The organism is Microcoleus sp. C2D2, assembly GCF_036702495.1.
Lineage (GTDB): Bacteria > Cyanobacteriota > Cyanobacteriia > Cyanobacteriales > Microcoleaceae > Microcoleus.
In genome coordinates this window covers 9,063-32,352 of sequence record NZ_JAUBTO010000025.1, presented here as the reverse complement: position 1 = coordinate 32,352, position 23,290 = coordinate 9,063, and the positions used below count along the sequence as shown (strand labels likewise).

Genomic DNA, 23,290 nt, shown 5'->3' with positions numbered 1-23,290 from the left:
CAACTGCTGCTGTAAACTTTCGTAACTTGACTTCGCTACAGTTTCCTGCAATTGGCTTTCGAGATTTTGCTTTTCGGTAGCGAGTTGCTGCTGCAAAGATGCGATCGAACTTTCGCGTTCTGCCAACTGCTGCTGTAAACTTTCGTAACTTGACTTCGCTACAGTTTCCTGCAATTGGCTTTCGAGATTTTGCTTTTCGGCGAGTTGCTGCTGCAAAGATGCGATCGAACTTTCGCGTTCTGCCAACTGCTGCTGTAAACTTTCGTAACTTTCTTGCAGCGGATTTGGCTTTACCTTCACCGAGTCCAATAGAGTTTCTGCCGTTCTAGCGTCATTAATTTCGCTTTCTTCGGCTGTTTCCCCTTGCAAGTCAGCGGTCTCTACCTTCGTTTCTTCACCTTTTTTCCAAGTGACAGTAACTTCCGTCTTGTCGCTAGAAATATCCAGAGCGCCTTTTGCCAAGCGTTCTAGGAGTTCCGACCTTGATATTCCCAGCTTTCGAGCGATCGTGTTCAATCGAGCGGCACTATAAGAAGTCAGCGAAAGTCCGACTTTGACTTTGCTTTCTGAATTGGAACTAACTACATTGCGATTTTTTTTGACCATTGGCATTTTCCTCATGCCAACCTACACTTATTAGTATAGTGGCTGAAGCTTGTATTAAAATTAATTCTTGTTACTTACCAATTGTGGCAGCTTCTGTTCCCAATCGAACAAAAAGCCGTGAATGTATTCTTCCGTCCATTCCTGGCCGTAGAACCGCTTAAACATTCTCTGGGCCCGGTCTTTTTCGGCACGATACCGCAGATAGAGCAGTTGAGCTTGTAAGATACTATCTAACTTTGCGCCCGATGTCACGGGTTCGGCGCGATCGACCAAATCCAAATAAGCGGCCAGATAGTCTTTGAACGCTGCAAAAACGCGAGTTTCCACAACTTCCGTTTCCTTGGGGCGAGTCCACAGAAACGGCGGCGAGAAAAACTGCTTCGCTTCCAGAGGAAAGTCGCCACCCCAGGGAAGGTGCGGTTGATGAGCTTGAAAAATTTGTTCGATCGGCGCAGTATACTTAGCCTGGTAGTCAGCGTCGCCGCCAAACAGAGGCTGCATATGCAGAGCACTTAAATGGCCGCCCCGCAGCGTTACCAAATCCGCGCCAAAAAACGGCAAATCAAAGTTAAGATGCGGGAATATCACAAAATAGAGAACTTGCAAGCTGCTGCCCTCTTGAACGTGAGCCGCCGGAATTTGCCGCAGTTTCTCTGATGCAAAAGGGTAACTGGTAGTTACGATTTCCTGAGTTGGTTTTTTCCCTTTGCCGACTGTAGCTTTCTTGACTTCAAAGCTTTCTGGAATCAAGTAATACTGTAAGTCTAAGCGATTTTTCATCGCTGGCGATCGCCTCATCTAAAAAATGCCGATCGAGAGTGATATCGATTTTATATTTTAGATTTTAGATTATACCTCTTCAATCCACAGGTCTCTAGTAAGAAATAAAGTTTTTCCCCGGTCGATTGTAGATTTGAGATTTTACCTACTCAATCGAGAGGTTTGTAGTCATGACTTTAGTCCTTACTGCGAGCTGGTTTTTTTGAGAAATATATGTAAACTTAGTGGTAATCGCGAGTTCGCGGTTACAGCTAAAGGCACAGCATCTTAAAACAAAAAAATCTCAAGAAGTTTCTCAGCCAATTCGTGACCGAAATAACTGCTAAAAAATCCCGAAACCGTTTCTATGTCTGCACTGTACTGGTCATAATCTTTTTGAGCTTTAACGCTGCGGTGGATATTTTATGAGTCAGTCAGCGGTTGTGCTGACCACAGCATTTTTCAGTAGAAATCTCAATAGTGTTTATAAGCTGGAGCCACCCCATTTTAGAAAGTTTCTGCCTCTGTTTGGGCGAACAGCAAGTATTTATAAAAATACTGATTGGCGTCATAAAATTTCCTTTCTAAATTTTGGTTCAAATCCTCGTACTTATCGCGGAGCGATTTTAGAGGTTGAACGTATTTTGCTATATAAGCCTCATCTCTAAATAGCGGTTGAAAGTCGAGAACTACCAAAATTTTATTCTTGCTGAAAAACAAGAGGTAAATTCCCAACAGCGGCAAATCGTAATTGTGAGTCGGATAAATCACGCAATTAAAAACTTGAGCAGATTCACCCGCATCGATGTTAGTGTAGCGGATTTTCCGTAATTGCCGACAGTCGTAACACCAACTGCCGATAGTAGCTGGGGTTTTGCCGCATTCGCTGACATTAACTTCCAACGCGGAAGAAATGGGGCGACTTTGCAAATCAAAGCTTTGAAACAGCTATTGCTCTAGGTATTTCCAAAAAGGCTGGTACATGGCGAATTAACTCAGATGGCAAAACTAAGAGCGATCGTCAAGGATGCCGATCGCCCCTGTCTCGTTTATTAGAAACAAAGTAACAATCCGTAATATTGTGAGGGCGATCGGGCTAATCTAGGGGCGGGTTTAAGAGTTTAAGGTCTGCTTGAGGCTGTAAGCCCTGGTTTTAAAGCGAAGCTTCCAAAGTCGCACCTGCAACCCGATGATCTGGATCTTTTGCCAAATAGCTCACAGCAGCGCGAGCTTGAGGATTGTCAAATTTGCTGAGCGCGCGAGCAACTCGCAGCCGAATTCCCCAGTTATCCGAACTTACTAGAGGTAATAATTGCTGCAAAGCCTCTTCTTGCTTCGGGGTATTTGCCAGCAGACCAAATCCGTCAATTGCTGCTTCCTGAACTGGTAAATCTTCGCCGCCAAGAGCGATCGCACAAATTTCAAATACTGCATCAGGACACTGCATTTCATACAGCGGAGCCATGATACTGCGGCGGACGAGCCAATTGTCATCGCGGCGGAAAGCTTCCACCAAGTGAGAAATTGCCTCGGTTCCGAACATTGACAAAGAGTTAGCGGCTTCAGCGCGCACGTTCGGATCGCGATCGAACTGCATCATTTTTAACAGCGCCGCAAAAGCTTCCGCAGTTTGAGTCCGCCGCAATCCCATCGCCACGAACGATCGCACCATAAACTCCCGATCGTCCACTTTGCTCAGCAACATCGGTAGCGCCACTGCAGAATCGCACTTTCTCAGAGCCGTTACCCCCCGCAGCCTGTCTTGAGAATCCGAACTTTGCAGCGCTGCTTGGATTTCGCTAATTTTCATAAGCCACTTAAAATATACTTTTGTTACTTTTCTTTACAATTTTAGCAATTATTCCCGGATTTTGCGAGGCGATCGCCCGAACCACGCTGCTAGAAGCTTTTTTTACAGGATGAGGATCGAGTCGGGGGAGAAAGAGTGGGATTAAAGACAAAGCCTGCGGTTTCCAACCGCGCCTACACAGACAAAACCCACTTGGAGTGGGTTAAAGAATTTTTACTCGATCGGGCCTTGACATTTTCCTCTCAATATGAGAGTATAAGCATAGGAACTCTCCTAATCAATAGAAATGAAAAGCTATGGCAAACAAAAGAAAAAACCAAAGAAAAACAAATGCACCTAATCACGATCCGCAACCTCCGTAAAGATGCTGCCCAGTATCCCGATGTCAAAAATCAAATTGATAGCTGGAACGCAACTGTAAAGCAAGCAGAATGGCAGAATTTGGACGAGGTTCGCAAGATTTACCGGGATGCCGAAGCAGTAGGAAACTTCACAGTCTTTAATATCAAAGGCAACGAATATCGCCTGATTGTCGGCATCGACTACGAGGAGCAAACTATTTTTTATAAATATTTCCTAACCCACGCTGAATACGAAAAAGACAAATGGAAAAATGACCATTACTTTTGATGGAGCCACTTATAGCAAATTGCTTGCAGAAATTGCTCCTAGGGCGATCGAAACCGAAGAGGAATACGATCGCCTCCTGGCATTAGCAGAACGGCTAACGTTCGCTAAAAACCTCACTCCAGAGGAGAGAGCTTTATACAAGCTGTTAGTCACGCTGATTGAAGTTTATGAGACAGAAAATTATCCGATGGACAAATCGGAGCCTCATGAGATTTTGCAACACATCATGGAATCCAGCGGCACCCGTCAAGCGGACTTAGTAGGTATCATTGGATCGAGCGGTGTGGTGTCTGAGGTGGTGAATGGGAAAAGAGCGATTAGCAAGGCACAAGCTAAGGCACTAGGCGATTATTTTAAAATCTCACCTAGCTTGTTCATTTAATTGGGAATAGGGCATTGGGAATAGGGCATGGGTTATTGGTGATTAGAAAAACTACTAACCAGTAACCACTAACTATTACCCATGCCCGATGCCCGATGCCCGATGCCCAGACCAGAGGCATCTGACCCTTGGGCGTTGCGGAATTAACGTATGATTAGTCCAAAGATAAATTTGCAAAAAACAATTAAGTGACGCTCCTAGACCATATCGCTGGCGATTGGTGTAGGTCACTATGGTTTTCTAGTATTGGCATTATATCTGGGCGTTTATTCTCGGCGCGATCGCCCTAAATTACACTCAAACATTGAAAAGCGAGATCCCTTGAGCTTTCTAAAAGAATTCAAGGGATCTCGCTAATAATCAAAGTATTTATCTCAGATCAGAGATTTTTTTGGCAAGCTGTTTTTTTTGCCTAAACAGCTTGTTTAACGGAGAGGGAGGGATTCGAACCCTCGTTAAGTTGCCCTAAACACACTTTCCAGGCGTGCGCCTTCAACCGCTCGGCCACCTCTCCAGGGCTAAATTAATTCATTTAGCCACAGCTAAACTATATTAGCAGAACAAATCTGATTTGGGAAGGGGTAACGGGATAAATTTACTGTTTAATGTGGGTAGGGTGTCAAACGATCGGGCTTGGGTTCTCCTCCCGGTGTCGCAAACCCCTTAATCTAAAGGATTTTGCCCGCCAAACCCCTATCTAAAATCTAAAATCTAAAATCTAAAATTCCATGACTCGCTCTTACACCATTAAAATTCATAACAGACAGACAGGCGATCGCCACACCGTGCGAGTACCCGAAGACCGCTACATCCTCCAAAGCGCGGAAAACCAAGGAGTAGAATTGCCCTTTTCGTGCCGCAACGGCGCTTGTACAGCCTGTGCGGTGCGCGTCAACTCGGGAGAACTGCACCAGCCTGAAGCAATGGGGCTTTCGGTGGAACTGCAAAAAGAGGGTTATGCCCTGCTGTGCGTCAGCTATCCGCGTTCCAACATCGAAGTAGAGACACAAGACGAAGACGAAGTGTACGAACTGCAATTCGGTCGTTACTTCGGCAAAGGTAAAGTTAGAGCAGGTTTGCCGTTGGATGAAGAGTGAGACTAAATAGCCAAATAGTTTGCTAAACTTGTCTATAATTTACCAAACCCGCAACTATAGGTAAGCTTAACTATGTTTGCTGTCAAACGAGCGCTAAAATTGAATAACAATGAAGCGACCTTGATGGCAAAACACGCAGGATTTAGGCGGGTCGTCTTCAATTTCGGGTTAAGCTTGCGGACTCAAATGTATAGTGAGGGCAAGCTTTCGGACTCGAAGGTGCTCAACGAAGTTAAAAAAGTTCTCACCAACCACGTCAAGAAACAGCCTGAATTTGCTTGGATGAACCAGTTGTCTAGCCGAGTCTACCAAAACGCTTTAATTGACTTGAAAGATGCGTTTAGTCGATATCGTTCCGGGAAAGCAGGTCATCCAAAATTCGCCGGCCGCCGCCACGGTCAATCTTTTACGGTCGATTCATCCAATGGGAAAGTTCTGCTAAGTGCTGGCAAAACCATCAAGATTCCTACATTGGGGACGTTTCGCCTTCATGAGCCACTAGAATGTGGTTACGTGTCTCAAACTTTCACTATCTCAAAAGAAGGAAGTCGCTGGTTTATTTCATTCTGTGTTGATGCAGAACGTTTACCAGTAGATCAATCTCAGGCAGCCGTAGGAATCGACGTAGGTATTAAGTATGCGGCCACCCTGTCAAACCAGCAAGTTTTTGATGCACCAAAACCGTTGAAAGCCCGTGCGAAAACCAAGCTTGCCAGTTTACAGCGAAAAGCGTCCAAGCAGGTAAAAGGTTCCAATAACCAGCGTAAAACTTACAACAAAATCAGCCGAATTCACGCCCAAATAGCTTGTATTCGTAAAGATTTCCTACACAAGTTAACAACTTACTTAGCCAAGACTTTCAAGCTCATCAAAATAGAAGACTTGAATATAAAAGGGATGATGGCAAATCACAAGCTGGCGGGGGCGATATCAGATATTGGGTTTTACGAGTTCAAGCGTCAACTCGATTACAAATGCCAAATGTATGGAGCGAATTTAGTGCTGGTAGACCAATGGTTTCCTAGTTCTAAAACTTGCTCTAATTGTGGCAGCAAAAAAGATATGCCATTGGGTCTTCGGACTTATGACTGTCCTGCTTGTGGTAGATCTATCGATCGCGATCTTAACGCCAGTATGAATATTTTGAACTGGGAACCCTCGGCTAGAGGGGGATAGCCTACTGATCTTGGGATAGCCGACTCCCTCCACTACGTTGCGCCCAATAGCGTAGGAAGTAAACTCGGATGCTCTAAAGATGGCTTTAGATAAGTTTAGATAAGTTTTACAAAGCAGTGAGGAAATTTGATAAATTATCAACTACCAATTATCCATGGTTTATCGATTATGTGCGATCGCCCTTTGTCTGTTGCTAGCTAGCTGCCAAAAACCAGAAATTCCCCAAGGTACGATCGCCAAAGTAGAAAGGGCCATCAGCGGCCAAACAATCGAAGTTATCAGTACAGCCAACAAAATAGCCTTATTAGAACAAATCAGGCTGATTGGTATTGATGCGCCGGATTTAAAACAGCAGCCTTGGGGAGAAGCAGCCAAACAAAGACTAGAAGAGCTAACAGGGGGAAAACAGGTATTGTTAGAATCAGACATCGAACAGAAAGACCAGTTCGATCGCAAACTAGCCTACTTGTGGCAAGATAAAAATTTGCTCAACGAACAGCTAATCAAAGAAGGTTATGCCCTGGCCTCAGTGCGATCGCCCAACACCAAATACCAGCAGCGACTCGTGAACGCTCAAGAATGGGCGAGACTCATGGGTAAAGGCCTGTGGAATCCAGAACGAGCCCTGCGCCAAACTCCCGCAGAATTCCGCGAGCAAAATCGGAAATAGTCATTAGTCATTAGTCATTAGTCATTAGTCATTAGTCAATGAATAAAAACTACTCAGTTATAACTAACAACTAATGAGCAATGATTTCATTTTTCCCTCTTCCCTCTTCCCTCTTCCTTCGTGTCCTTCGCGTCTTCGCGGTTCGTACTTCCTTGTTCCTTCTTCCTTGTTCCTTCTTCCCTCTTCCTTCTGCTATAACAACTAACAAATGACAGACAATCAACTGCAAAACTTCTTAGAAATAGCCACCGAAGCAGCCCTAGCCGCCGGTTCCGTCCTGCAATCTTACTGCGGAAATTTAGAAAAAATTCAAGAAAAAGGTCGATCGGGCGATTTAGTCACAGAAGCCGACAAAGCCTCAGAAGCCGTCATCTTAGAAATTCTGGGCCGCCACGTACCCGACCACGCCATCCTCGCCGAAGAATCCGGCAAATTAGGAGATGCCAGCAGCAAATACCTGTGGGCGATCGACCCTTTAGACGGCACAACCAATTTTGCTCACCAATATCCTTTTTGGGCCGTGTCGATCGGACTTTTAATTGACGGTATACCACAAATGGGAGTAATTTACGACCCTTTGCATAACGAATTGTTTCGGGCAGGCAAAGGATTGGGAGCAACTTGCAACCGGTCGCCGATCGAAGTTTCTCAAATCCCAGAATTGAGAACCAGCTTGCTAGTCACTGGCTTTGCATACGATCGGCGCGAAACAGCAGACAATAATTATGCCGAATTCTGTCACCTCACCCACCTCACCCAAGGCGTGCGGCGCAGCGGTTCGGCATCCCTAGACCTCGCACACCTCGCGATGGGGCGATCGGACGGATACTGGGAACGGGGACTCGGCCCTTGGGACGTAGCAGCCGGTGCAGTCATCGTCTCCGAAGCCGGAGGTCAAATTACAGCTTATGACGGCAGTGCCTTTGAGATGAACTCGGGTCGGATTTTGGCCACAAACGGCAAAATACACGCCGAACTCAGTGGCGCACTGCTAGCAGTTCCTCCCTTATCTTCCTGGGGTAATGTGCCTGCAGCAAGAGATCGGGCGTAGTACGGGGGTCAGAACCCCTTTACTCAAGCTACATTAAAGAATAGTGAAAAGCCAGGAAAGGAAGAGTAAAAGTTATGTCTTTTGAAATGACAAAAGGGCTGTTCAAGTATGACTTTACAGATCAGCACGCAATTTTGGGAGTTCCCTTAGACGCCGAGTATAACGACATCCGCAAGCGCTACATGAAAATCGCCCGCCGCTTGCATTCGGATACTTGCTCTTTTGAAAGCCAAGCCGATAAAGATTGGGCTAACCAATTTTTGTCAAAAGTCGTCAATCCGGCTTACAACAAATTCTCCAAGGAAAGCGAGCGCAAAGAATACAACCTGCTATTAGCAGCCATCGCCAAGCGCGTCGTTAAAGAACAGGCGAAAATGCAAATCGAAAGCGAAGCAGCCAAACAGTTAGCTACCGCTAAAGATTGGGAACAAGCTTACAAAACAGCAGTTAGCAAACTCGCTCTCAAACAGTACGAATCAGTTAAGGAAACGCAAGAGGCGATCGATCAAATTAGCGAACTCAACATGGTTTACCTGCTGCGAAAAGAGCGCATGGGTGGTGGTGTTGGGGTTGCTGCCGGTTCACCCCCAAAAGCCGCAACCCCAACTAGCACAGCAAAAACAGCAGCAGCAGCAGCCACCCCAGCCACCCCAGCCACCCCAGCCACCGCAACTCCAGCACCATCTGGGTCCAAAGTCCAAGACTCGCCGGCCGAAGCTTATTGCCGCCGAGCTCAAGGATTCATGGACAGCAAAAGTTACGCCAAAGCAATTTTAGAGTTGAAAGAAGGGGTGAAACGCGATCCGAAACACAGCCAGGCCCACGCTTTGTTAGCAATGTGTTACCTTCAACAAGATCAAGCCACAATGGCAAAACTTGAGATGAACAAAGCTTTGGCATCAAATCCTGAAGAACCGACGGCTTTGGAGGTGAAGAAAAAGCTGGAACAAGCTTCCGCAAAGAGCAAAAAAGGTGACGAGAAACCGGGATTTTTTGCAAGTTTGTTTGGCGGGAAGAAGAAGTGAGAAGTTGTGAGTTGTAAGTCTTGAATATTGAGAAAATGGTGAACTGCACAGCAGTGGAGTGATATCGAGCAAAACAATCAAGACTTGGTGATATCAAATCCGGTGACATCGTAATTATACTGTCAGTGCGATCGTCCCGCGATCGCGGGTGCTCTGGAAAGAACGGGACGATCGCACTGACGCAAGAAAATGATTATTTCGATGCAAACGAAAAGGATATGACGCCTTAATTTGTTAAAGTCGAGTGTTAAGCTGGCCTCCTTCGACTTTAACACCCTTCCCTAAAGCTAAGCTTCTGAGCCCAATCTAAAATCTAAAATCTAAAATCTAAAATCTAAAATTCAGATGACACCTTAATTTGTTAAAGTCGAATGTTAGGCTGGCCTCGTTAGACTTTACCACCGTCCCCTAAAGCTAAGCTTCTAAGCCCAATCTAAAATCTAAAGTCTAAAATCTAAAATTGATATGGTTCACCAACCCCCATCGGGTGCAAGAGATTTATTGCCCCTTGACGTTGCTCAAAAAATTTCGATCGAACGGCGCTTACAGCAGGTTTTTCACCGCTGGGGCTATCACCGGATTATTACTTCTACTCTAGAACGGCTGGAAACTTTGATGGCTGGGGGCGCGATCGACCGATCGACCTTAATTCAACTGCAAGACGCCGAGGATGGAGAACTCGGTTTGCGGCCGGAATTGACAGCATCCATCGCCCGGGCGGCTGCCGTGATGGCCGGGACTCGCTGGCAGCCGTTTCGCCTCTACTACAACGCCAACGTGTTCCGCAAAGGCCCAGATACTGGCTCAGGCGGGCAACAGGAGTTCTATCAAGCTGGGGTAGAGTTGCTCGGCGCGGGGGGGGCGGTTGCGGATGCGGAAGTGCTGCTGCTGCTGTCTGAGTGCTTGCAAAGCTTGGAAATTGATGAGTGGCATTTGGTTTTGGGAGAAGCGGGCTTGACTGCAACATTGCTAGAACCGTTTCCGCCAAACGTGCGCCAGAAAGTTCGGGGGGCGATCGCCAATCTCGATCGAATTGCCTTGGAAACTTTGCCGCTGTCAACCGAATTGCGAGAAAGAGCACTGCTGTTATTTGACTTGCGCGGCCGCCCAGAAGAGGTATTGCCAATTGTTGCCAAACTAGATTTAGATTTGCCGCAGCAATCGGCGTTAAACAATCTCAAATCGGCGATCGAATTGCTGTACCAATGCCAGTCAAAAATTCCCAATCTAAAATCCCACATTCACCTGGATTTGAGTTTAATTCAAACATTTGACTACTACACTGGAATTGTGTTTGAAGTTGTCAGCAGCAGCAAGAGTGGACAGCGAGTTTTAGGACAAGGAGGGCGCTACGACCAACTGTTGGGACTGTTCGACCCCCAAGGGCAAAATTCTCCCGGCATCGGGTTTTGTCTGAATATTGAAGATTTGCATCAAGTTTTGCTGACAGAGGGGCAATTGCCCACGGAGACGCCAGCCAGCGACTGGTTGGTTGTGGCTCAAACTCCTGAAGCTAGTGCCGCCGCGTTTGCTTACGCTCGCAAACTCCGAGAGTCTACTCACCTAGTTCGGGTGGAAATAGATTTGGAGAGTCGGGAGACGGAGGAGGCGGCGCGGGAATACGCGCGCGATCGACGAATTACTCAAATTGCTTGGGTAAATGCCGAAGGATTGCCAACAATTGAAACGGTAAATTAAGAGCTGCTAGAGAACACCCAGAGCCCCGACTTATTAGAGAAGCCGTGGCTCTAACAAACCTTGTACAAAAAACGTAAAAAAAGTAATTTTTTACCCTAAATCCATTGCTGTAAAGGCGTTTTTCCATACAAAAACCCGGTTTCTGCATCCCTGAGTAAGATCCTCTATCGGTTTTAGTTCGTGGTAGCATTGTGAGCGTGAGTTCCCAGTTGAAGAGTAAAAGTAAAAAATGCTGTTTAACTCCACACTGTTTTTAGGATTCCTGGTAGTTGTGGTGTATGTGTATTACTTACTGACACCGCACTACCGACGTTGGTTTTTGCTATTGGCTAGCTACTCTTTTTATTGGGCTTGGAGCGTACCATACTCAATTTTAATGGTTGGCTATACCCTGCTGGCTTATAAAACAGCTCGAATCATCGAGGATTCGACTCAACAGAGAAACCGAACTACGGCATTAATTACTTTTCTGGCTGTAGTTATTAGCACTCTGTTTGTGTTCAAGTACGCCAACTTCTTCTTAGACTCGAGTTATTCGCTGTTGGGATTTAGGCTTTGGCCTCAACTGAACCTGCTATTACCTCTGGGTATTTCATTTTACACGTTCTCAACAATTAGCTATATAGTCGATGTCTACAAGGGCGTTACCAAGGCTCAAAAGTCAATCCTAGACGTAGCGCTGTACGTGATTTTCTTCCCTAGCCTGCTGGCTGGGCCGATCGTCCGCGCCGAGGTTCTCATGCCCCAGTTTGCCTGTGAGTCATCGGTAGACACGATTGCGATCCGCAGCGGTATTGCCCAGATTGTCTGGGGGATGCTGAAAAAAGTTTATGTAGCTGATTCGATCGCACCAATAGCCAACGAAGTTTTTGCCAGTCCAGAAAATGTTTCCGGGCTGGGGCTTGTGCTGGGTACATTAGCTTATACCGTTCAAATCTACTGTGACTTTTCGGGTTATTCGGATATTGCGATCGGTTCGGCTCGCCTATTGGGAATTGAACTGCCGAAAAATTTTGAGAAACCTTATTTAGCCTATAGCATTACTGATTTCTGGCGCCGGTGGCACATTTCGCTGTCAAATTGGTTGCGCGACTACCTCTACATTCCTCTAGGCGGGAATCGGGGCGGAAATCTCCGCACTTACGCGAACCTAATGATTACCATGCTGCTGGGAGGCCTCTGGCACGGTGCTGGATGGAACTGGGTTGTTTGGGGAGGTTTGCAAGGAGCAATGCTCTCCATTGAACGAGCAACTAAACTTTCATCTAAGCCAACTTCTAAAATGAAGTATTTAATCCGCTGGCTGATTACCTTGTTTCTAATATGTACTTCTTGGATATTCTTCCGGGCATCGGATTTGAACAGTGCGGTTGTTGTATTGCAGCGGATATTGACCTTGGCTGACGGGCGAATACCTATTGACTATCGGCCGCTGTTCTACATGGCAACAATTCTGCTAGTTGAATGGTGGGATTTGAAGCAAAAATGGATGAGTTGGACACAAAACCACCCAAATTCGCTCAAGTGGATTACTTGTGCAATGGCGATCGCGCTAATGTTTACCTTCGCCGGTGCCTCAAGTTCAAATTTCCTTTACTTCCAGTTCTAATCGCCTTGAAAAATTATGAGTCAGATATTTAATGACAAGGCCATTGAAAATTTAAAAACCACAGTTCGCTACATTGCTGTGGATTTGTCAAAGGTATTGTTGGCAGTTGTATTATTAGAAGCAATCCTGCAAGTGACTGCTCGTGAGTATACCAATAATGTTTACGATCGGCAATTCACAGGCGGTCATCCCATCGCCGTTAGCAGTCCCGGCAATCGTGGCCCTGTGGTGCCGATTAAAAAAGCTCCAGGCGAGTTGCGAATCCTGGGAATGGGAGATTCCACCACCTTCGGTACAGGGATTGCTGCTGAAGATACTTGGCCAGCTCAGCTAGCAACTGTGTTTCAGAAAAACGGTGCTAAAGCAACCTACATCAATAGCGCTCTAGAGGGTTATACACTCAAGGAAATCAACACAGTTTACCGCAACCTGTGGTCTCAGTACCAGCCAGATTTAGTGGTACTGGCGGTAGACAACAACTTGGTCTCAATGACCTGGTTTCGTCGCGATGACAAATCAGTGATTGCAAACCCTTATCTGCAGCCAATTGCCAAATCCAAGCTGACGGGTCTGAGAAACCTGTTGAAAATCTTCGCTACCCCGTCTTGGCTGAAAATCAACTCCCAAAAATGCTTGTACTTCCTGGGTTTGGCAAACAACAACCTCAAACCGGAGGTTCCTTTGGGCGCAACCCTAGCCTTGGGTTGGCAGCAGGCTGATTTTCCGAACGATATCGCCGAACGTGCTTGGAAGCAATTCGAGACGGATTTGAGTGTACTCAGGGACTCTGTTGCGGCTGACGGCCGCTCTTTGGCTGTAGTTTACTTGCCTACTCGGTTTATGGCTTTTGACGGTTTTTCTGATAACGAACAGCAAGTACCTAGACAGCGGCTGACTATTGATGCGGGTAAGCGACTTGGGGAAATTAGTAAGTCTCTTGGTTTACCCTATGTCGATTCTACTGAAGGAGTTCGCCGCGGGCGATCGCAAATTGCTCAAAAAGAGGGTCGTTTTGCCCCGATGTATACTAAATTTGATACGGTTCACCTTGACAAAGACGGTCACAAAGCTGTGGCTGAAGATTTGTTCGGGCTGCTTGGCAAATCGAATCAACCTCGATAACGTCTGTTTTCAATGTTAAATTAGAAGAAAAACTGAGGCTTTAGATTCCGCTCCCAGTGAAAAGTTATTTCTAGTTCGTCCACCAAATTTGAAGAATTGAGAACACTGTGCCACATACTATCGTTACGAATATTTGCGAGGGAGTTGCTGATTGCGTCAGCGCTTGTCCGGTTGCTTGCATTCACCCGGGTCCGGGCAAAAATGTCAAGGGTACTGATTGGTTTTGGATTGATTTTAATACCTGCATTGACTGCGGTATTTGTTTGCAGGTATGTCCTGTCGGAGGTGCGATCGTTCCAGAGGAGCGGCCCGAATTGCAGCAAACTCCAACTTGATTGCAATTGAGGGCTAGATAGCTACATTAACTAAAGGGTAAGGTGCGCGCCTGCGTAGCGCACCCTACATTCACTTTTTTTGCGAACCGCAGAGGGCGCAGAGGACACAGAGAAGAAGCGTGAGAAATATCGGAAAAATCTAACGTTTAGATATCTAAGTCAGGTAATTAATTATGTTACTTTTAGATCCAAAAACTCTCGAACCTGCTACGGAACAGCGCATTATTTTATATGAGGTAAATTGGGAGCAATACGAGCAACTTTCTGAGATGTTTGTCGATGAATTCCCCAGGATGACTTACTTGGAAGGAACGTTAGAAATTATTATGACGACTTCGCCAGAACACGAAAGGCTCAAAAAAATTATTGCCCGGTTGATAGAAACCTATGCAGTTGAAAGGCTAATTAATCTCAACGGTTACGGAAATGCTACATTTCGCCGCGAACTTGTGAGACGGGGTGCTCAACCAGATGAGTGTTACTGTTTAGGTTTACTTGCAGAAGTCCCGGATATTGTAATAGAAATTGCTCTGACTAGCGGCGGAGTTGACAAGCTGGATGTGTATCGCGGTTTGCAGGTTCCTGAAGTTTGGTTTTGGGCTAACGATCAATTTTATCTGTACCGCTTGCGGGAGTCTGGTTATGAGTTAATTTCCAGCAGTGAATTTTTGCCGGAGTTAGACTTTTCAGTATTGAGTCAATATGTAGGATATGTTAACCAAACTGAAGCTGTCATTGCTTATAGAACTGTTTTGCAAACAGCTACAGGAACCTCAAATCAATAGTAAACTCTTTCTCTTCCCTTCTCTTGTCTTGCTTCGTGTCCTTCGCGCCTTCGCGGTTCGTTAAAAAAAGCCCGATCGCACTTTACAATAAAATCTAAAATAAAATCCCATGCAGCCGATCGCACTTTCCGACTCTCAAATTTTATCCATGCGCACCCACGCCGAAAGCACATATCCTGAAGAATGCTGCGGTTTGTTGCTCGGTCGAGTTACTGGCGGTGTTAAAACTTTAGTAGAAGTTTGGCCGACTCAAAATGCTTGGAGTGCGGAAGCCCAGGAGAATTGGCCCGAACAAAAGGGATTGACAGAAAAACGCAGATATGCTATTAAGCCCGAAGATATGTTGCGGGCGATGAAATATGGGCGCGATCGCACTCTGGATATTATCGGTATATATCATTCTCACACCGATTGTCCGGCAGTGCCCTCAGAGTGCGATCGGACCTTGGCCTGGGCCGAATACTCTTATATCATTGTGTCCGTCCGACAAGGCTGTTGGGAAGACCTCCGCAGTTGGAGTCTTGACGGAGAGGGGAACTTTCAAGCAGAGGAAATTCTCGCAGTCGAACCGACTCAGATTAAGAAATAATTAGTAAAAATAACAAACTCGTAAAAAGGCGAAAGATTCAGATAGGATATAATTCTAAATCGGCGCTACACACAATATCATGCTAAATCCTAATCTGGACGAGATCCAGCTCAACAAACAAGAATACGAACGCTACTCTCGCCACCTCATCCTCCCAGAAGTTGGATTGGAAGGGCAGAAGCGTCTCAAAGCTGCCAGCGTGCTCTGCATCGGTACGGGAGGCCTCGGTTCGCCGCTGCTGCTTTATTTAGCAGCCGCCGGTGTTGGCCGCATTGGGATTGTAGACTTTGATATTGTTGACCATTCCAACTTGCAGCGGCAGGTAATTCACGGCACTTCTTGGGTTGGGAAACCGAAGATTGAGTCGGCTAAAAATCGGATTTTAGAAATTAATCCTTTTTGTCAAGTTGATTTGTACGAAACTCGCGTTAGTTCCGAAAATGCGATCGACATTGCGACTCCTTACGATATCATTATCGACGGCACGGACAACTTCCCGACTCGCTATTTGATGAACGACGTTTGCGTGCTTCTAAACAAGCCCAACGTCTACGGTTCCATCTTCCGATTTGAAGGGCAAGCAACAGTTTTCAACTACGAAGGCGGCCCGAATTACCGCGATTTGTACCCGGAACCCCCGCCTCCCGGCATGGTTCCTTCTTGTGCCGAAGGCGGCGTTTTAGGCGTTTTGTGCGGAGTTGTCGGTTCTATCCAAGCAACGGAAGCTATCAAAATTATCTTGGGTCAAGGCACTACTTTGAGCGGCAGACTGTTGCTTTACAATGCCTTAGAGATGACGTTCCGGCAATTGAAACTGCGGCCGAATCCAGTGCGCCCAGTAATTGAAAAGTTAATCGATTACGAACAATTCTGCGGCATTCCTCAAGCTAAAGCGCAGGAAGCAAGTCAGCAAACGCAAATTTCTGAGATGACTGTCACGGAACTTAAGGAGTTAATCGACAGCGGCGCGAAGGATTTTGTATTGTTGGATGTTCGCAATCCCAACGAGTATCAAATTTGTCAAATTCCTGGGTCAGTTTTGGTTCCTTTGCCGGATATCGAACAAGGCGCAGGTGTCGCTAAAGTCAAGGAATTGTTGAACGGACACCGCCTGATTGCACACTGCAAAATGGGCGGGCGTTCTGCGAAGGCTTTGGGGATTTTGAAGGAAGCTGGAATTGAGGGGATTAATGTTAAGGGCGGAATTACTGCTTGGAGTGAAGAAGTAGACCCGTCTGTACCTCAATATTAAGGCTAATCTTTTTCTGGGGCGGGCAATTTGCCCCCCCCGGAACCGGGATGATTAGGCTTCTTGCACTCATTCGCAAACAATCTCAAAATTATCTGCGTTAATCTGTGTTTATCTGCCTTAAATCTGCGGTTTCCGTATTAATCAAGGATTTATGCAATTCAAGTCTATTGCGGCGGCAACTGCTTATTTTTACCGAGTAGATTCTTGAACTTACCTAATAGATTCTTGGAATTGGCACTCAGCATAACCACACCCCAAACCACAACCCCCGCACCGATACTAATCAACAATACCAACGCAAAAGAATTAATTCCCACCTTCAGGAAAGGCAAAGCAACCATCTGGTTCGGCGGGTCTTGTTTAATTAAATAAGGAGCACTTCCAGTCACCACCCCGGCTACTCCCAAACCAAAGCCGACAGCTTGAATCGTTACCTCTAGTTTGGCATTCCGATAAGCTTCTTCGATCGCCACAATAGCTCGAATTGCCTCGGTTGCTTGGTCGAGCAAGCCGACACCGTGTTTGAAATAGCCTAAATCTGCTTGAATCTGCCTTTGAAACTGCGGGCAAGTTTCTTTACTGAATGTTTCGAGGAAACTTAAATCGGCATCACTATCATTGTACTTTTTAGCTGCTTTGATGTCAAGACTTATTTTATTTAATTTATCTTGGTAATTTTGGGCGTTAATGGCGATCGTATTTTGGCGAAACTCCAAATCAATCAGCATTCGGGCATACTTCACAGCCCGAGGCGGCATCTCAATCATCTGAGTTTGCAGAGATTTTAATTCTTCCTCCTTTAAACCCGCACCTTTCGATTGCCTCTGCTGAGGTTGATCTCGTGGCAAATACTTAAAAGTCTTGTCAATATCCAGTTCAATTTGTTTGTATTCCTCGCGAGTCACGGCGTAAAGCTTGCGGCTATCGTGATAAGCGCGAAGAATCTTATTTCGGTACAAAAACAAATCCATAAAATCACTGTACCGTGTCTCGTCCCAGATTTCATCAGTTATAGATTTTGCTAGTTGGAGTCATTGCTGGTATCTGATTGATTATTTGCTGCGATTTCTTGAAGTTTTTTGTAGCTATCTTCAATGCTGGTACGCAGAGTTTGAGTGATATTGGTTAGCGGGGGTGTTGTACTTGGGGTGGGTTCGCCCGCATCGTCGAAATCTTTTCGCAGACAATCTCTTAATTGTTCTCCCAATCCATTCTTGCCACACCACTTGCTGATAGTAAAAGCAATGGGAAACAATTCATCATCTGCGGATTCTGCTATTTCTTCCTCTAATTGGGGTAATCTTTTCCAGGCTGTCGGCGTGAAGATACTCGGATTTTCGTGCAGCCATTTGAGAAAGATAGCGATCACTTTTTCAGGTTCCATTGTAATTCCTCCCGTAATCGAAAAAACATAAATTCGTAGGGGCGGGTTTCACCAACAATAATTGCCTGAAATCGACAATCTCTAAAACCCGCCCTCACCAAACGAAAAATCATCATTTACATCTTAACATTCGATGCAAATTTCAGGTTGATGTGGGTTATTGGTGGGGCGGGGGCGGGTTTATCTAGATTGTTCGTAATCGTTATATATTGTTTGTTAAACCCGCCCCTACAAAATCCCGGTCAACGTAGGGGCGGGTTTCACCAACAATAATTGCCTGAAACAGACAATCTCAAAAACCCGCCCCCACCAAACGAAAAATCATCATCTACATCTTAACATTCGATGCAAATTTCAGGTTGATGTGGGTTATTGGTGGGGTGGGGGCGGGTTTATCTAGATTGTTTGTCATCGTTATATATTGTTTGTAAAACCCGCCCATACCAAATCCTGATGGCACGCCTAACTTAATATCCCGTCGCACAGAATGCCGCCCAATATTTCGGATCGCGAAACGGCTGTTCCTCACTCGAACACGCTAACCATAATTCCACACTTTGTCTAGATTTTTCATCTAAATTTAACAATCCTACCCAAACTCGAAAATCCTCCATACTCACCCCGCGCATCCAGTTTTGCGCCGCATTCAAAGCGAGGGCTACTGAATCTGCCTCCGGCAATTCCTGATAAAATTTAATCATCAAAATTGCTGTGGCAAAATCATCGACAGCCCACAGACTGGTGACAACATTAATGCTACCCGCATACAAGAAACCGCTGGGTAAACCAATGTATTCATCCGTCATTGCGGTTGAGGTGGTTAACCCGGTTTCGCAGGCGGAAAGTGTGACGAGACTGCACTGCGGTAACTGCAATTCGGCAAAGATTTCTCGCAGGGTGAGGCATTTTTCTAGACAGACTTTTCTGCCACTGCGTAGGGTGACATAGCCCTGTTTTTCCTCGGGCTGATTTGACTCTAGGGGCGGGGGTGAGGTTTGCGGTTCCAGGGAATCGGCTAAAACTAGGGATGACAGCAGCGGAGAGTCAAAGTTGAATATGCCGTGACAGGAAAAGTGCAGGTTGTTGGCGTTTGAGAGGTTTTCTCGGTTTTCGTTAAGGGCGGTTTTTGTGGCTTGTTTTTTGAGTAAAACTTGATGCGGATTGAATCGGGTTTTGATGGTTTCTACTTCCATGTCGGCGTTGAATAAGTCTTCGGTGGGATTCTGGAGGGCAAATAGTTGTTGCTGATTTGGTCGGGGGGAGTTTCTGGTGGTGATGCGATTTTTTACGAGTTCCAGCAGTTGCAAGCTGGGGGCGTATTTCACGCCGGCGGGGAAGCTGTCGAGGAGGTATCCGCGAAAGTTGGTTTTTTCTTGAAATCGGGTTTCTGAGGTGAATTGTAGGGCGTGGAGAGGGAATAGGTGCAGGTAGCGGTGGGGTACTAGGATTAGTTGTTTGCAGTTGGGGGGGATGTGGGCGATTATCTCGTTGAGTCGCAGGATTTCTGAGAGTTTTTGGAGTTTTTGGGATAGGGTGTTTTGCCTGATTTTGTTGGTCTTTTGGTTGCGGTATTCGTCGAGATAATTGTTTTTCCAGGTTTCTAATTCGGCTATTTCGGTTGTGCTATATCTGAGTGGTTTTATGCTGTCGCGGGTGATGATGAAGGCTGATCCGCCCCAGCTATCGTCGGAGTTGGAGTTATTGCCGATATACCATTCTACGATTGCTGTTTCGGTGTCTAAGGTTTGTTGGAATTTGGTGATGTCTATGGGTTCGACTTTTTGAGTTAGGGTGAATTCTGGTTCTCGCTGTTTTATTTGTTCCAGCAGTTGTGTTAGTTGCTGTGATGTTGTTTCTAATTTGGCTTTTTGTTGTTGGAAATATTCGGGGCTGAGGCTGCGGGTTTGGGTTGTGCGTTGTGAGGGAGAGTCTTCGGGAACCCCCCCCGGCCCCCCGTTGGTAAGGGGGGGGAAAGAGGGGGAGGAGATGGGGTTTCTGTTTCTAGGAGTTGTTGGGAGGCGGCGATTTGGCGGCGCAGGTTTTGGAGTTGCTGTTTCTCGGTTTCGGTGGCTGTTTTGGGGTAGATTTCGCTGTTGGTGAAGAGTTCGACTAGGTAGCGGGATTTGCTGCGTTCGATTGTTTGCAGGGCTTTGTCATATTGTTGGTGATTGATGCAGCATTGCATCATTTTTTCGTACACATAGAGATTTTCTTCGATGATTTCTCGTTTGCGTTTGTCGGAGGTTATCCACTCGCGGCTTTGTTCGACTGCTTCGATGGCTTTTTCGTAGCCGAAGATGGCTGTTTCCCACAAACTTTCTGCAAATCCTAAAGTGCCTAGATTTCGCCCTGTTTGCAGACAGTCAATTGGCAAAGCTGTGGGAATACGAACTTCTAAAGCAGCTTTAAAAAGTTCGATCGCCCTTTCTATATTCTCACCCCGTTCACCTTGGATTCTGTATAAGTAAGCAATTGCCAAATTATTTTGAGTCTGTGCCCAATCTTGGGGAAAAGCATCGCGGGTACGAACTTGTAATGCTGCTTCATAAAATTCGATCGCCTGTTCGATATTATCACCCCGTTCACCTTGGATTCTGTATAAGTAAGCATTTGCCAAATTATTTTGAGTCTGTGCCCAATTTTGGGGAAAAGCATCGCGGGTACGAACTTGTAATGCTGCTTCATAAAATTTGATCGCCTGTTCGATATTCTCACCCCCTCCTCCTTTTATTATGTAGAAGTAAGCATTTGCCAAATTATTTTGAGTACCTGCCCATTGTTCGGGGAAATCTGCGTGGCTGTAAACTTCTAAAGCTGCTTCATAAAATGCGATCGCCTGTTCGATATTCTCACCCTGTTCTCCTTTAATTCTGTTACGGTAAGCTTCTCCCAAATTATTTTGAGTAGCTGCCCATTTTTCGCGATCATCATATCGGTTAAAATTTTTCCGTGCCACCTCATATCCTGCAATGGCAATTTCCATCTTGCTGCTTTTGCTACCCAGTGAAAACTCTTGAATCAAGTTACTGAAGTTTAAAATCTTAATAGTAATGTTTGTAGCTTCCTCAGACTCCATCCCTGCCAGAGTTTGATTAGCCCACTCTGGCAAAACTGAGGTGAAGTTATCATCGATTAGTTCGAGATTGTTTTGCAGGATCGCGATTTGTTCGTCCCTTGGGGAGTTGATCAGGGATTCGATCAGGTCGAAATAGGTTTGTTTTTTGCTTTTCATTGCACTACCCATGTTTGGGATATTGTACATTTTTTGCGCGGGAAAAACCAGGGATTTTTGCACAATACGTTTACCCAGATTTTGTAGGGGCGGGTTCCACCAACAATATCTAGCGAATACCAACAATCTAGATAAACCCGCCCCCCACCACCGATCGCCCACATCAACCTGGAATTTGCATCGCATCGGAAAATGTAGGTTGGTATTTTTCGTTGGGTGGGGGCGGGTTTTCGAGATTGTCGATTATTGACGATTATGGTTGGTGAACCCGCCCCTACGGGCACCATGTACATTGTGATTTATGGTTGGGTGGGGGCGGGTTTATCAGATTGTCCATAATTGGCAATTATGGTTGGTAAAACCCGCCCCTACAGTTTCCCCGAAATCACCTGATCCGACTAATTAACCCAACCCTTCAAGCAACTGATTGCGAGCACTTTCCAACGCTGACTGCAACTTACTTGCATCGCGTCCCCCAGCTTGGGCCAAATTCGGCCGCCCGCCGCCTTTTCCGCCGCAAATTTGAGCAATTCCCCCGATAAACTTGCCAGCTTGCAATCCTTTCTTATTGACTTCAGGACTAAAAGCAGCCACCAAACTTACCTTGTCCGGTTCAGGAATTGATGCCAAAACAACCGCAGCATTTCCTAACTTTTGCTGCAATCTTTCCGCCGCAGTTTTCAGCGCTTCTGTATCCACATCTCCCAATTGAGCTACAATGATTTTGAATTCGCCGATCGCCTCCGCCGCACTCAGCAACTGGTCGGATTTCGCGATCGCCAATTCCGACTTGACAGCAGCCAAATGTTTCTGAGTATCCTTCAACTCATTCTGCAAATTAGTAATCCGGTTCGGCAATTCTTCAGGCTTCGCCTTAAATCGATCGCCCAAATCGCGCACCACCTTATCGCGCACATTCAAATAGTCCAAAACAGCTTGACCAGAAACCGCTTCAATCCTGCGAGTTCCCGCCGCTACCCCCGCTTCGGAAACAATCTTAAACAGCCCGATTTCTGCCGTATTGCTGACGTGAGTTCCGCCGCACAATTCCATCGAAACGCCGGGAAAATCGATAACCCGCACCACGTCGCCGTACTTCTCGCCAAACATCGCAGTCGCGCCTTTTTCCCTCGCTTGGGCGATCGGCATTTCTGCAACGACTGCAGCGTGCGCCTCAGCAATCCAACTATTAACTAAATCCTCAATTTTATGCAACTCTTCTGCTGTGACAGCGCGCGGAGAATTGAAATCAAACCGCAATCTCTCAGACGATACCAGCGAACCAGCTTGCGAAATCGAATCGTCCACAATTTTTCGCAAAGCTGATTGTAATAAGTGAGTTGCTGTGTGGTTAGCCTGAATTCGGCGGCGACCGCTATTGTCAATTTTCGCAGTAATACTATCGCCCACTCTCAGCGTTCCCCGTTCCACAAAGCCGAAATGCACGAAGAAATCCGATTCCTTCTTCACATCATCAACTCTTACCAACAAACCCTCTCCATTCTCTCCCTGAACGCTGCCGTTAAAATAACCTTTATCCCCAATTTGTCCGCCAGATTCAGCATAAAACGGCGTTTGGTTCAAAACAACTTGTACCTCAGTGCCGGCGGCTGCTTCCTCCACAGATTTGCCGTCAACTAAGATAACTTCCACCTCAGCTAAACTCGACAATTCAGCATAACCGACAAACTCAGTTCCCTGGATTGTTTCAGCCAACTTATCCAAAGAACCCTGCACGGTTAAATCGATTGTTTGGCGAGCATTTTTACCGCGAGTTTGCTGTTCCTCCATCTCTGCTTTAAAGCCATCTACATCCACAGCAATTCCCTGTTCCTCAGCAATTTCTTGAGTCAGTTCTAAGGGGAAACCGTAGGTATCGTAAAGAGTGAAAGCATCTTGACCAGAAATCTCTACTGTGGGGTGGGCATCTTGCCCGCCCTGAGAAAAAGCATCTTGACCAGAAATCTCTACTGTGGGGTGGGCATCTTGCCCGCCCTGAGAACCAGAAATCTCTACTGTGGGGTGGGCATCTTGCCCGCCCTGAGAACCAGAAATCTCTACTGTGGGGTGGGCATCTT

Annotated in this window: 22 protein-coding genes, 1 tRNA gene and 1 pseudogene; 14 read left to right on the top strand and 10 right to left on the bottom strand. The window is 46.1% G+C overall.

What is annotated here, in order from left to right; all coding sequences use genetic code 11:
• The 4 genes and pseudogenes from QUB61_RS11090 to QUB61_RS11075 all read right to left on the bottom strand — a co-directional run.
• A pseudogene (locus QUB61_RS11090) lies at positions 1 to 606 on the bottom strand (CopG family transcriptional regulator); the annotation flags it as partial.
• Positions 607 to 666: 60 nt separating this feature from the next.
• A complete protein-coding gene (locus QUB61_RS11085) occupies positions 667 to 1,386 on the bottom strand; it encodes a phycoerythrobilin:ferredoxin oxidoreductase (protein ID WP_333127798.1) in 720 nt (239 codons plus the stop codon).
• Positions 1,387 to 1,872: 486 nt separating this feature from the next.
• Positions 1,873 to 2,295: a hypothetical protein gene (locus QUB61_RS11080; protein ID WP_333127796.1), complete on the bottom strand. Its 423-nt coding sequence runs from the start codon at positions 2,293 to 2,295 to the stop codon at positions 1,873 to 1,875.
• Positions 2,296 to 2,518: 223 nt separating this feature from the next.
• Positions 2,519 to 3,175 carry a HEAT repeat domain-containing protein gene (locus tag QUB61_RS11075; protein WP_333127794.1) on the bottom strand — a complete coding sequence of 219 codons (657 nt, stop codon included), beginning with the start codon at positions 3,173 to 3,175 and terminating at the stop codon, positions 2,519 to 2,521.
• Positions 3,176 to 3,310: 135 nt separating this feature from the next.
• Between QUB61_RS11075 and QUB61_RS11070 the strand changes: the two genes are divergently transcribed.
• Both QUB61_RS11070 and QUB61_RS11065 read left to right on the top strand, forming a co-directional pair.
• Positions 3,311 to 3,805, top strand: coding sequence for a type II toxin-antitoxin system HigB family toxin (locus QUB61_RS11070; protein WP_333127792.1), 495 nt, complete (start codon positions 3,311 to 3,313; stop codon positions 3,803 to 3,805).
• Complete coding sequence (locus QUB61_RS11065) at positions 3,789 to 4,187, top strand: transcriptional regulator (protein WP_333127790.1); 399 nt, start codon at positions 3,789 to 3,791, stop codon at positions 4,185 to 4,187. The genes QUB61_RS11070 and QUB61_RS11065 overlap by 17 nt, the downstream gene beginning before the upstream one ends.
• Before the next feature lie 429 nt (positions 4,188 to 4,616).
• Here the strand turns inward: QUB61_RS11065 and QUB61_RS11060 are convergent.
• Positions 4,617 to 4,701: transfer RNA gene (locus tag QUB61_RS11060), tRNA-Ser, on the bottom strand.
• Between the two features lie 214 nt (positions 4,702 to 4,915).
• Here QUB61_RS11060 and QUB61_RS11055 point away from each other — a divergent pair.
• From QUB61_RS11055 to moeB, 12 genes are all read left to right on the top strand, one after another.
• On the top strand, positions 4,916 to 5,284 hold the full coding sequence (locus tag QUB61_RS11055; protein WP_333127788.1) for a 2Fe-2S iron-sulfur cluster-binding protein: 369 nt from the start codon (positions 4,916 to 4,918) through the stop codon (positions 5,282 to 5,284).
• Positions 5,285 to 5,356: 72 nt separating this feature from the next.
• A complete protein-coding gene (locus QUB61_RS11050; protein WP_333127786.1) occupies positions 5,357 to 6,460 on the top strand; it encodes an RNA-guided endonuclease TnpB family protein in 1,104 nt (367 codons plus the stop codon).
• A 154-nt stretch (positions 6,461 to 6,614) separates the two neighbouring features.
• A complete protein-coding gene (locus QUB61_RS11045) occupies positions 6,615 to 7,130 on the top strand; it encodes a thermonuclease family protein (RefSeq protein WP_333127784.1) in 516 nt (171 codons plus the stop codon).
• A 208-nt stretch (positions 7,131 to 7,338) separates the two neighbouring features.
• Positions 7,339 to 8,181, top strand: coding sequence for an inositol monophosphatase family protein (locus QUB61_RS11040; protein ID WP_333127782.1), 843 nt, complete (start codon positions 7,339 to 7,341; stop codon positions 8,179 to 8,181).
• A 74-nt stretch (positions 8,182 to 8,255) separates the two neighbouring features.
• On the top strand, positions 8,256 to 9,206 hold the full coding sequence (locus QUB61_RS11035) for a tetratricopeptide repeat protein (RefSeq protein WP_333127780.1): 951 nt from the start codon (positions 8,256 to 8,258) through the stop codon (positions 9,204 to 9,206).
• 465 nt (positions 9,207 to 9,671) lie between these two features.
• On the top strand, positions 9,672 to 10,904 hold the full coding sequence (locus QUB61_RS11030; protein WP_333127778.1) for an ATP phosphoribosyltransferase regulatory subunit: 1,233 nt from the start codon (positions 9,672 to 9,674) through the stop codon (positions 10,902 to 10,904).
• Positions 10,905 to 11,133: 229 nt separating this feature from the next.
• Positions 11,134 to 12,513 carry an MBOAT family protein gene (locus tag QUB61_RS11025; protein ID WP_333127776.1) on the top strand — a complete coding sequence of 460 codons (1,380 nt, stop codon included), beginning with the start codon at positions 11,134 to 11,136 and terminating at the stop codon, positions 12,511 to 12,513.
• 15 nt (positions 12,514 to 12,528) lie between these two features.
• On the top strand, positions 12,529 to 13,635 hold the full coding sequence (locus QUB61_RS11020; protein WP_333127774.1) for a hypothetical protein: 1,107 nt from the start codon (positions 12,529 to 12,531) through the stop codon (positions 13,633 to 13,635).
• Between the two features lie 107 nt (positions 13,636 to 13,742).
• A complete protein-coding gene (locus tag QUB61_RS11015; RefSeq protein WP_333127772.1) occupies positions 13,743 to 13,970 on the top strand; it encodes a ferredoxin family protein in 228 nt (75 codons plus the stop codon).
• Between the two features lie 173 nt (positions 13,971 to 14,143).
• Entirely contained in the window at positions 14,144 to 14,755 is a 612-nt protein-coding gene (locus tag QUB61_RS11010) for a Uma2 family endonuclease (RefSeq protein WP_333127770.1), read from the top strand.
• A gap of 109 nt (positions 14,756 to 14,864) precedes the next feature.
• The gene (locus QUB61_RS11005) at positions 14,865 to 15,344 is read left to right on the top strand and encodes a M67 family metallopeptidase (protein WP_333127768.1); all 480 of its coding nucleotides are present in this window, start codon (positions 14,865 to 14,867) and stop codon (positions 15,342 to 15,344) included.
• A gap of 79 nt (positions 15,345 to 15,423) precedes the next feature.
• Positions 15,424 to 16,596, top strand: coding sequence for a molybdopterin-synthase adenylyltransferase MoeB (gene moeB, locus QUB61_RS11000; RefSeq protein ID WP_333127766.1), 1,173 nt, complete (start codon positions 15,424 to 15,426; stop codon positions 16,594 to 16,596).
• Positions 16,597 to 16,760: 164 nt separating this feature from the next.
• Here the strand turns inward: moeB and QUB61_RS10995 are convergent, their stop codons facing one another.
• The 5 genes from QUB61_RS10995 to alaS form a co-directional block, all read right to left on the bottom strand.
• The gene (locus QUB61_RS10995) at positions 16,761 to 17,567 is read right to left on the bottom strand and encodes a hypothetical protein (protein ID WP_333127764.1); all 807 of its coding nucleotides are present in this window, start codon (positions 17,565 to 17,567) and stop codon (positions 16,761 to 16,763) included.
• A gap of 50 nt (positions 17,568 to 17,617) precedes the next feature.
• The gene (locus QUB61_RS10990) at positions 17,618 to 17,980 is read right to left on the bottom strand and encodes a hypothetical protein (RefSeq protein ID WP_333127762.1); all 363 of its coding nucleotides are present in this window, start codon (positions 17,978 to 17,980) and stop codon (positions 17,618 to 17,620) included.
• A gap of 467 nt (positions 17,981 to 18,447) precedes the next feature.
• A complete protein-coding gene (locus QUB61_RS10985; RefSeq protein ID WP_333127848.1) occupies positions 18,448 to 19,527 on the bottom strand; it encodes a CHAT domain-containing protein in 1,080 nt (359 codons plus the stop codon).
• 308 nt (positions 19,528 to 19,835) lie between these two features.
• A complete protein-coding gene (locus QUB61_RS10980) occupies positions 19,836 to 21,212 on the bottom strand; it encodes a tetratricopeptide repeat protein (RefSeq protein ID WP_333127760.1) in 1,377 nt (458 codons plus the stop codon).
• Between the two features lie 402 nt (positions 21,213 to 21,614).
• Positions 21,615 to 23,290 (bottom strand): alanine--tRNA ligase (gene alaS, locus QUB61_RS10975; RefSeq protein ID WP_333189942.1); only part of this gene is annotated, 1,676 nt, incomplete at its 5' end.

Coding starts and splice junctions, on each gene's coding strand:
- QUB61_RS11045 (WP_333127784.1), top strand. CDS start 6,615: ATGGTTTATCGATTATGTGCGATCGCCCTTTGTCTGTTGCTAGCTAGC.
- QUB61_RS10980 (WP_333127760.1), bottom strand. CDS start 21,212: ATGAAAAGCAAAAAACAAACCTATTTCGACCTGATCGAATCCCTGATC.
- QUB61_RS10995 (WP_333127764.1), bottom strand. CDS start 17,567: ATGGATTTGTTTTTGTACCGAAATAAGATTCTTCGCGCTTATCACGAT.
- QUB61_RS11055 (WP_333127788.1), top strand. CDS start 4,916: ATGACTCGCTCTTACACCATTAAAATTCATAACAGACAGACAGGCGAT.
- QUB61_RS11075 (WP_333127794.1), bottom strand. CDS start 3,175: ATGAAAATTAGCGAAATCCAAGCAGCGCTGCAAAGTTCGGATTCTCAA.
- QUB61_RS10990 (WP_333127762.1), bottom strand. CDS start 17,980: ATGGAACCTGAAAAAGTGATCGCTATCTTTCTCAAATGGCTGCACGAA.
- QUB61_RS11020 (WP_333127774.1), top strand. CDS start 12,529: ATGAGTCAGATATTTAATGACAAGGCCATTGAAAATTTAAAAACCACA.
- QUB61_RS11085 (WP_333127798.1), bottom strand. CDS start 1,386: ATGAAAAATCGCTTAGACTTACAGTATTACTTGATTCCAGAAAGCTTT.
- QUB61_RS11030 (WP_333127778.1), top strand. CDS start 9,672: ATGGTTCACCAACCCCCATCGGGTGCAAGAGATTTATTGCCCCTTGAC.
- QUB61_RS11040 (WP_333127782.1), top strand. CDS start 7,339: ATGACAGACAATCAACTGCAAAACTTCTTAGAAATAGCCACCGAAGCA.
- QUB61_RS11025 (WP_333127776.1), top strand. CDS start 11,134: ATGCTGTTTAACTCCACACTGTTTTTAGGATTCCTGGTAGTTGTGGTG.
- QUB61_RS11035 (WP_333127780.1), top strand. CDS start 8,256: ATGTCTTTTGAAATGACAAAAGGGCTGTTCAAGTATGACTTTACAGAT.
- QUB61_RS11050 (WP_333127786.1), top strand. CDS start 5,357: ATGTTTGCTGTCAAACGAGCGCTAAAATTGAATAACAATGAAGCGACC.
- moeB (WP_333127766.1), top strand. CDS start 15,424: ATGCTAAATCCTAATCTGGACGAGATCCAGCTCAACAAACAAGAATAC.
- QUB61_RS11065 (WP_333127790.1), top strand. CDS start 3,789: ATGACCATTACTTTTGATGGAGCCACTTATAGCAAATTGCTTGCAGAA.
- QUB61_RS11010 (WP_333127770.1), top strand. CDS start 14,144: ATGTTACTTTTAGATCCAAAAACTCTCGAACCTGCTACGGAACAGCGC.
- QUB61_RS11005 (WP_333127768.1), top strand. CDS start 14,865: ATGCAGCCGATCGCACTTTCCGACTCTCAAATTTTATCCATGCGCACC.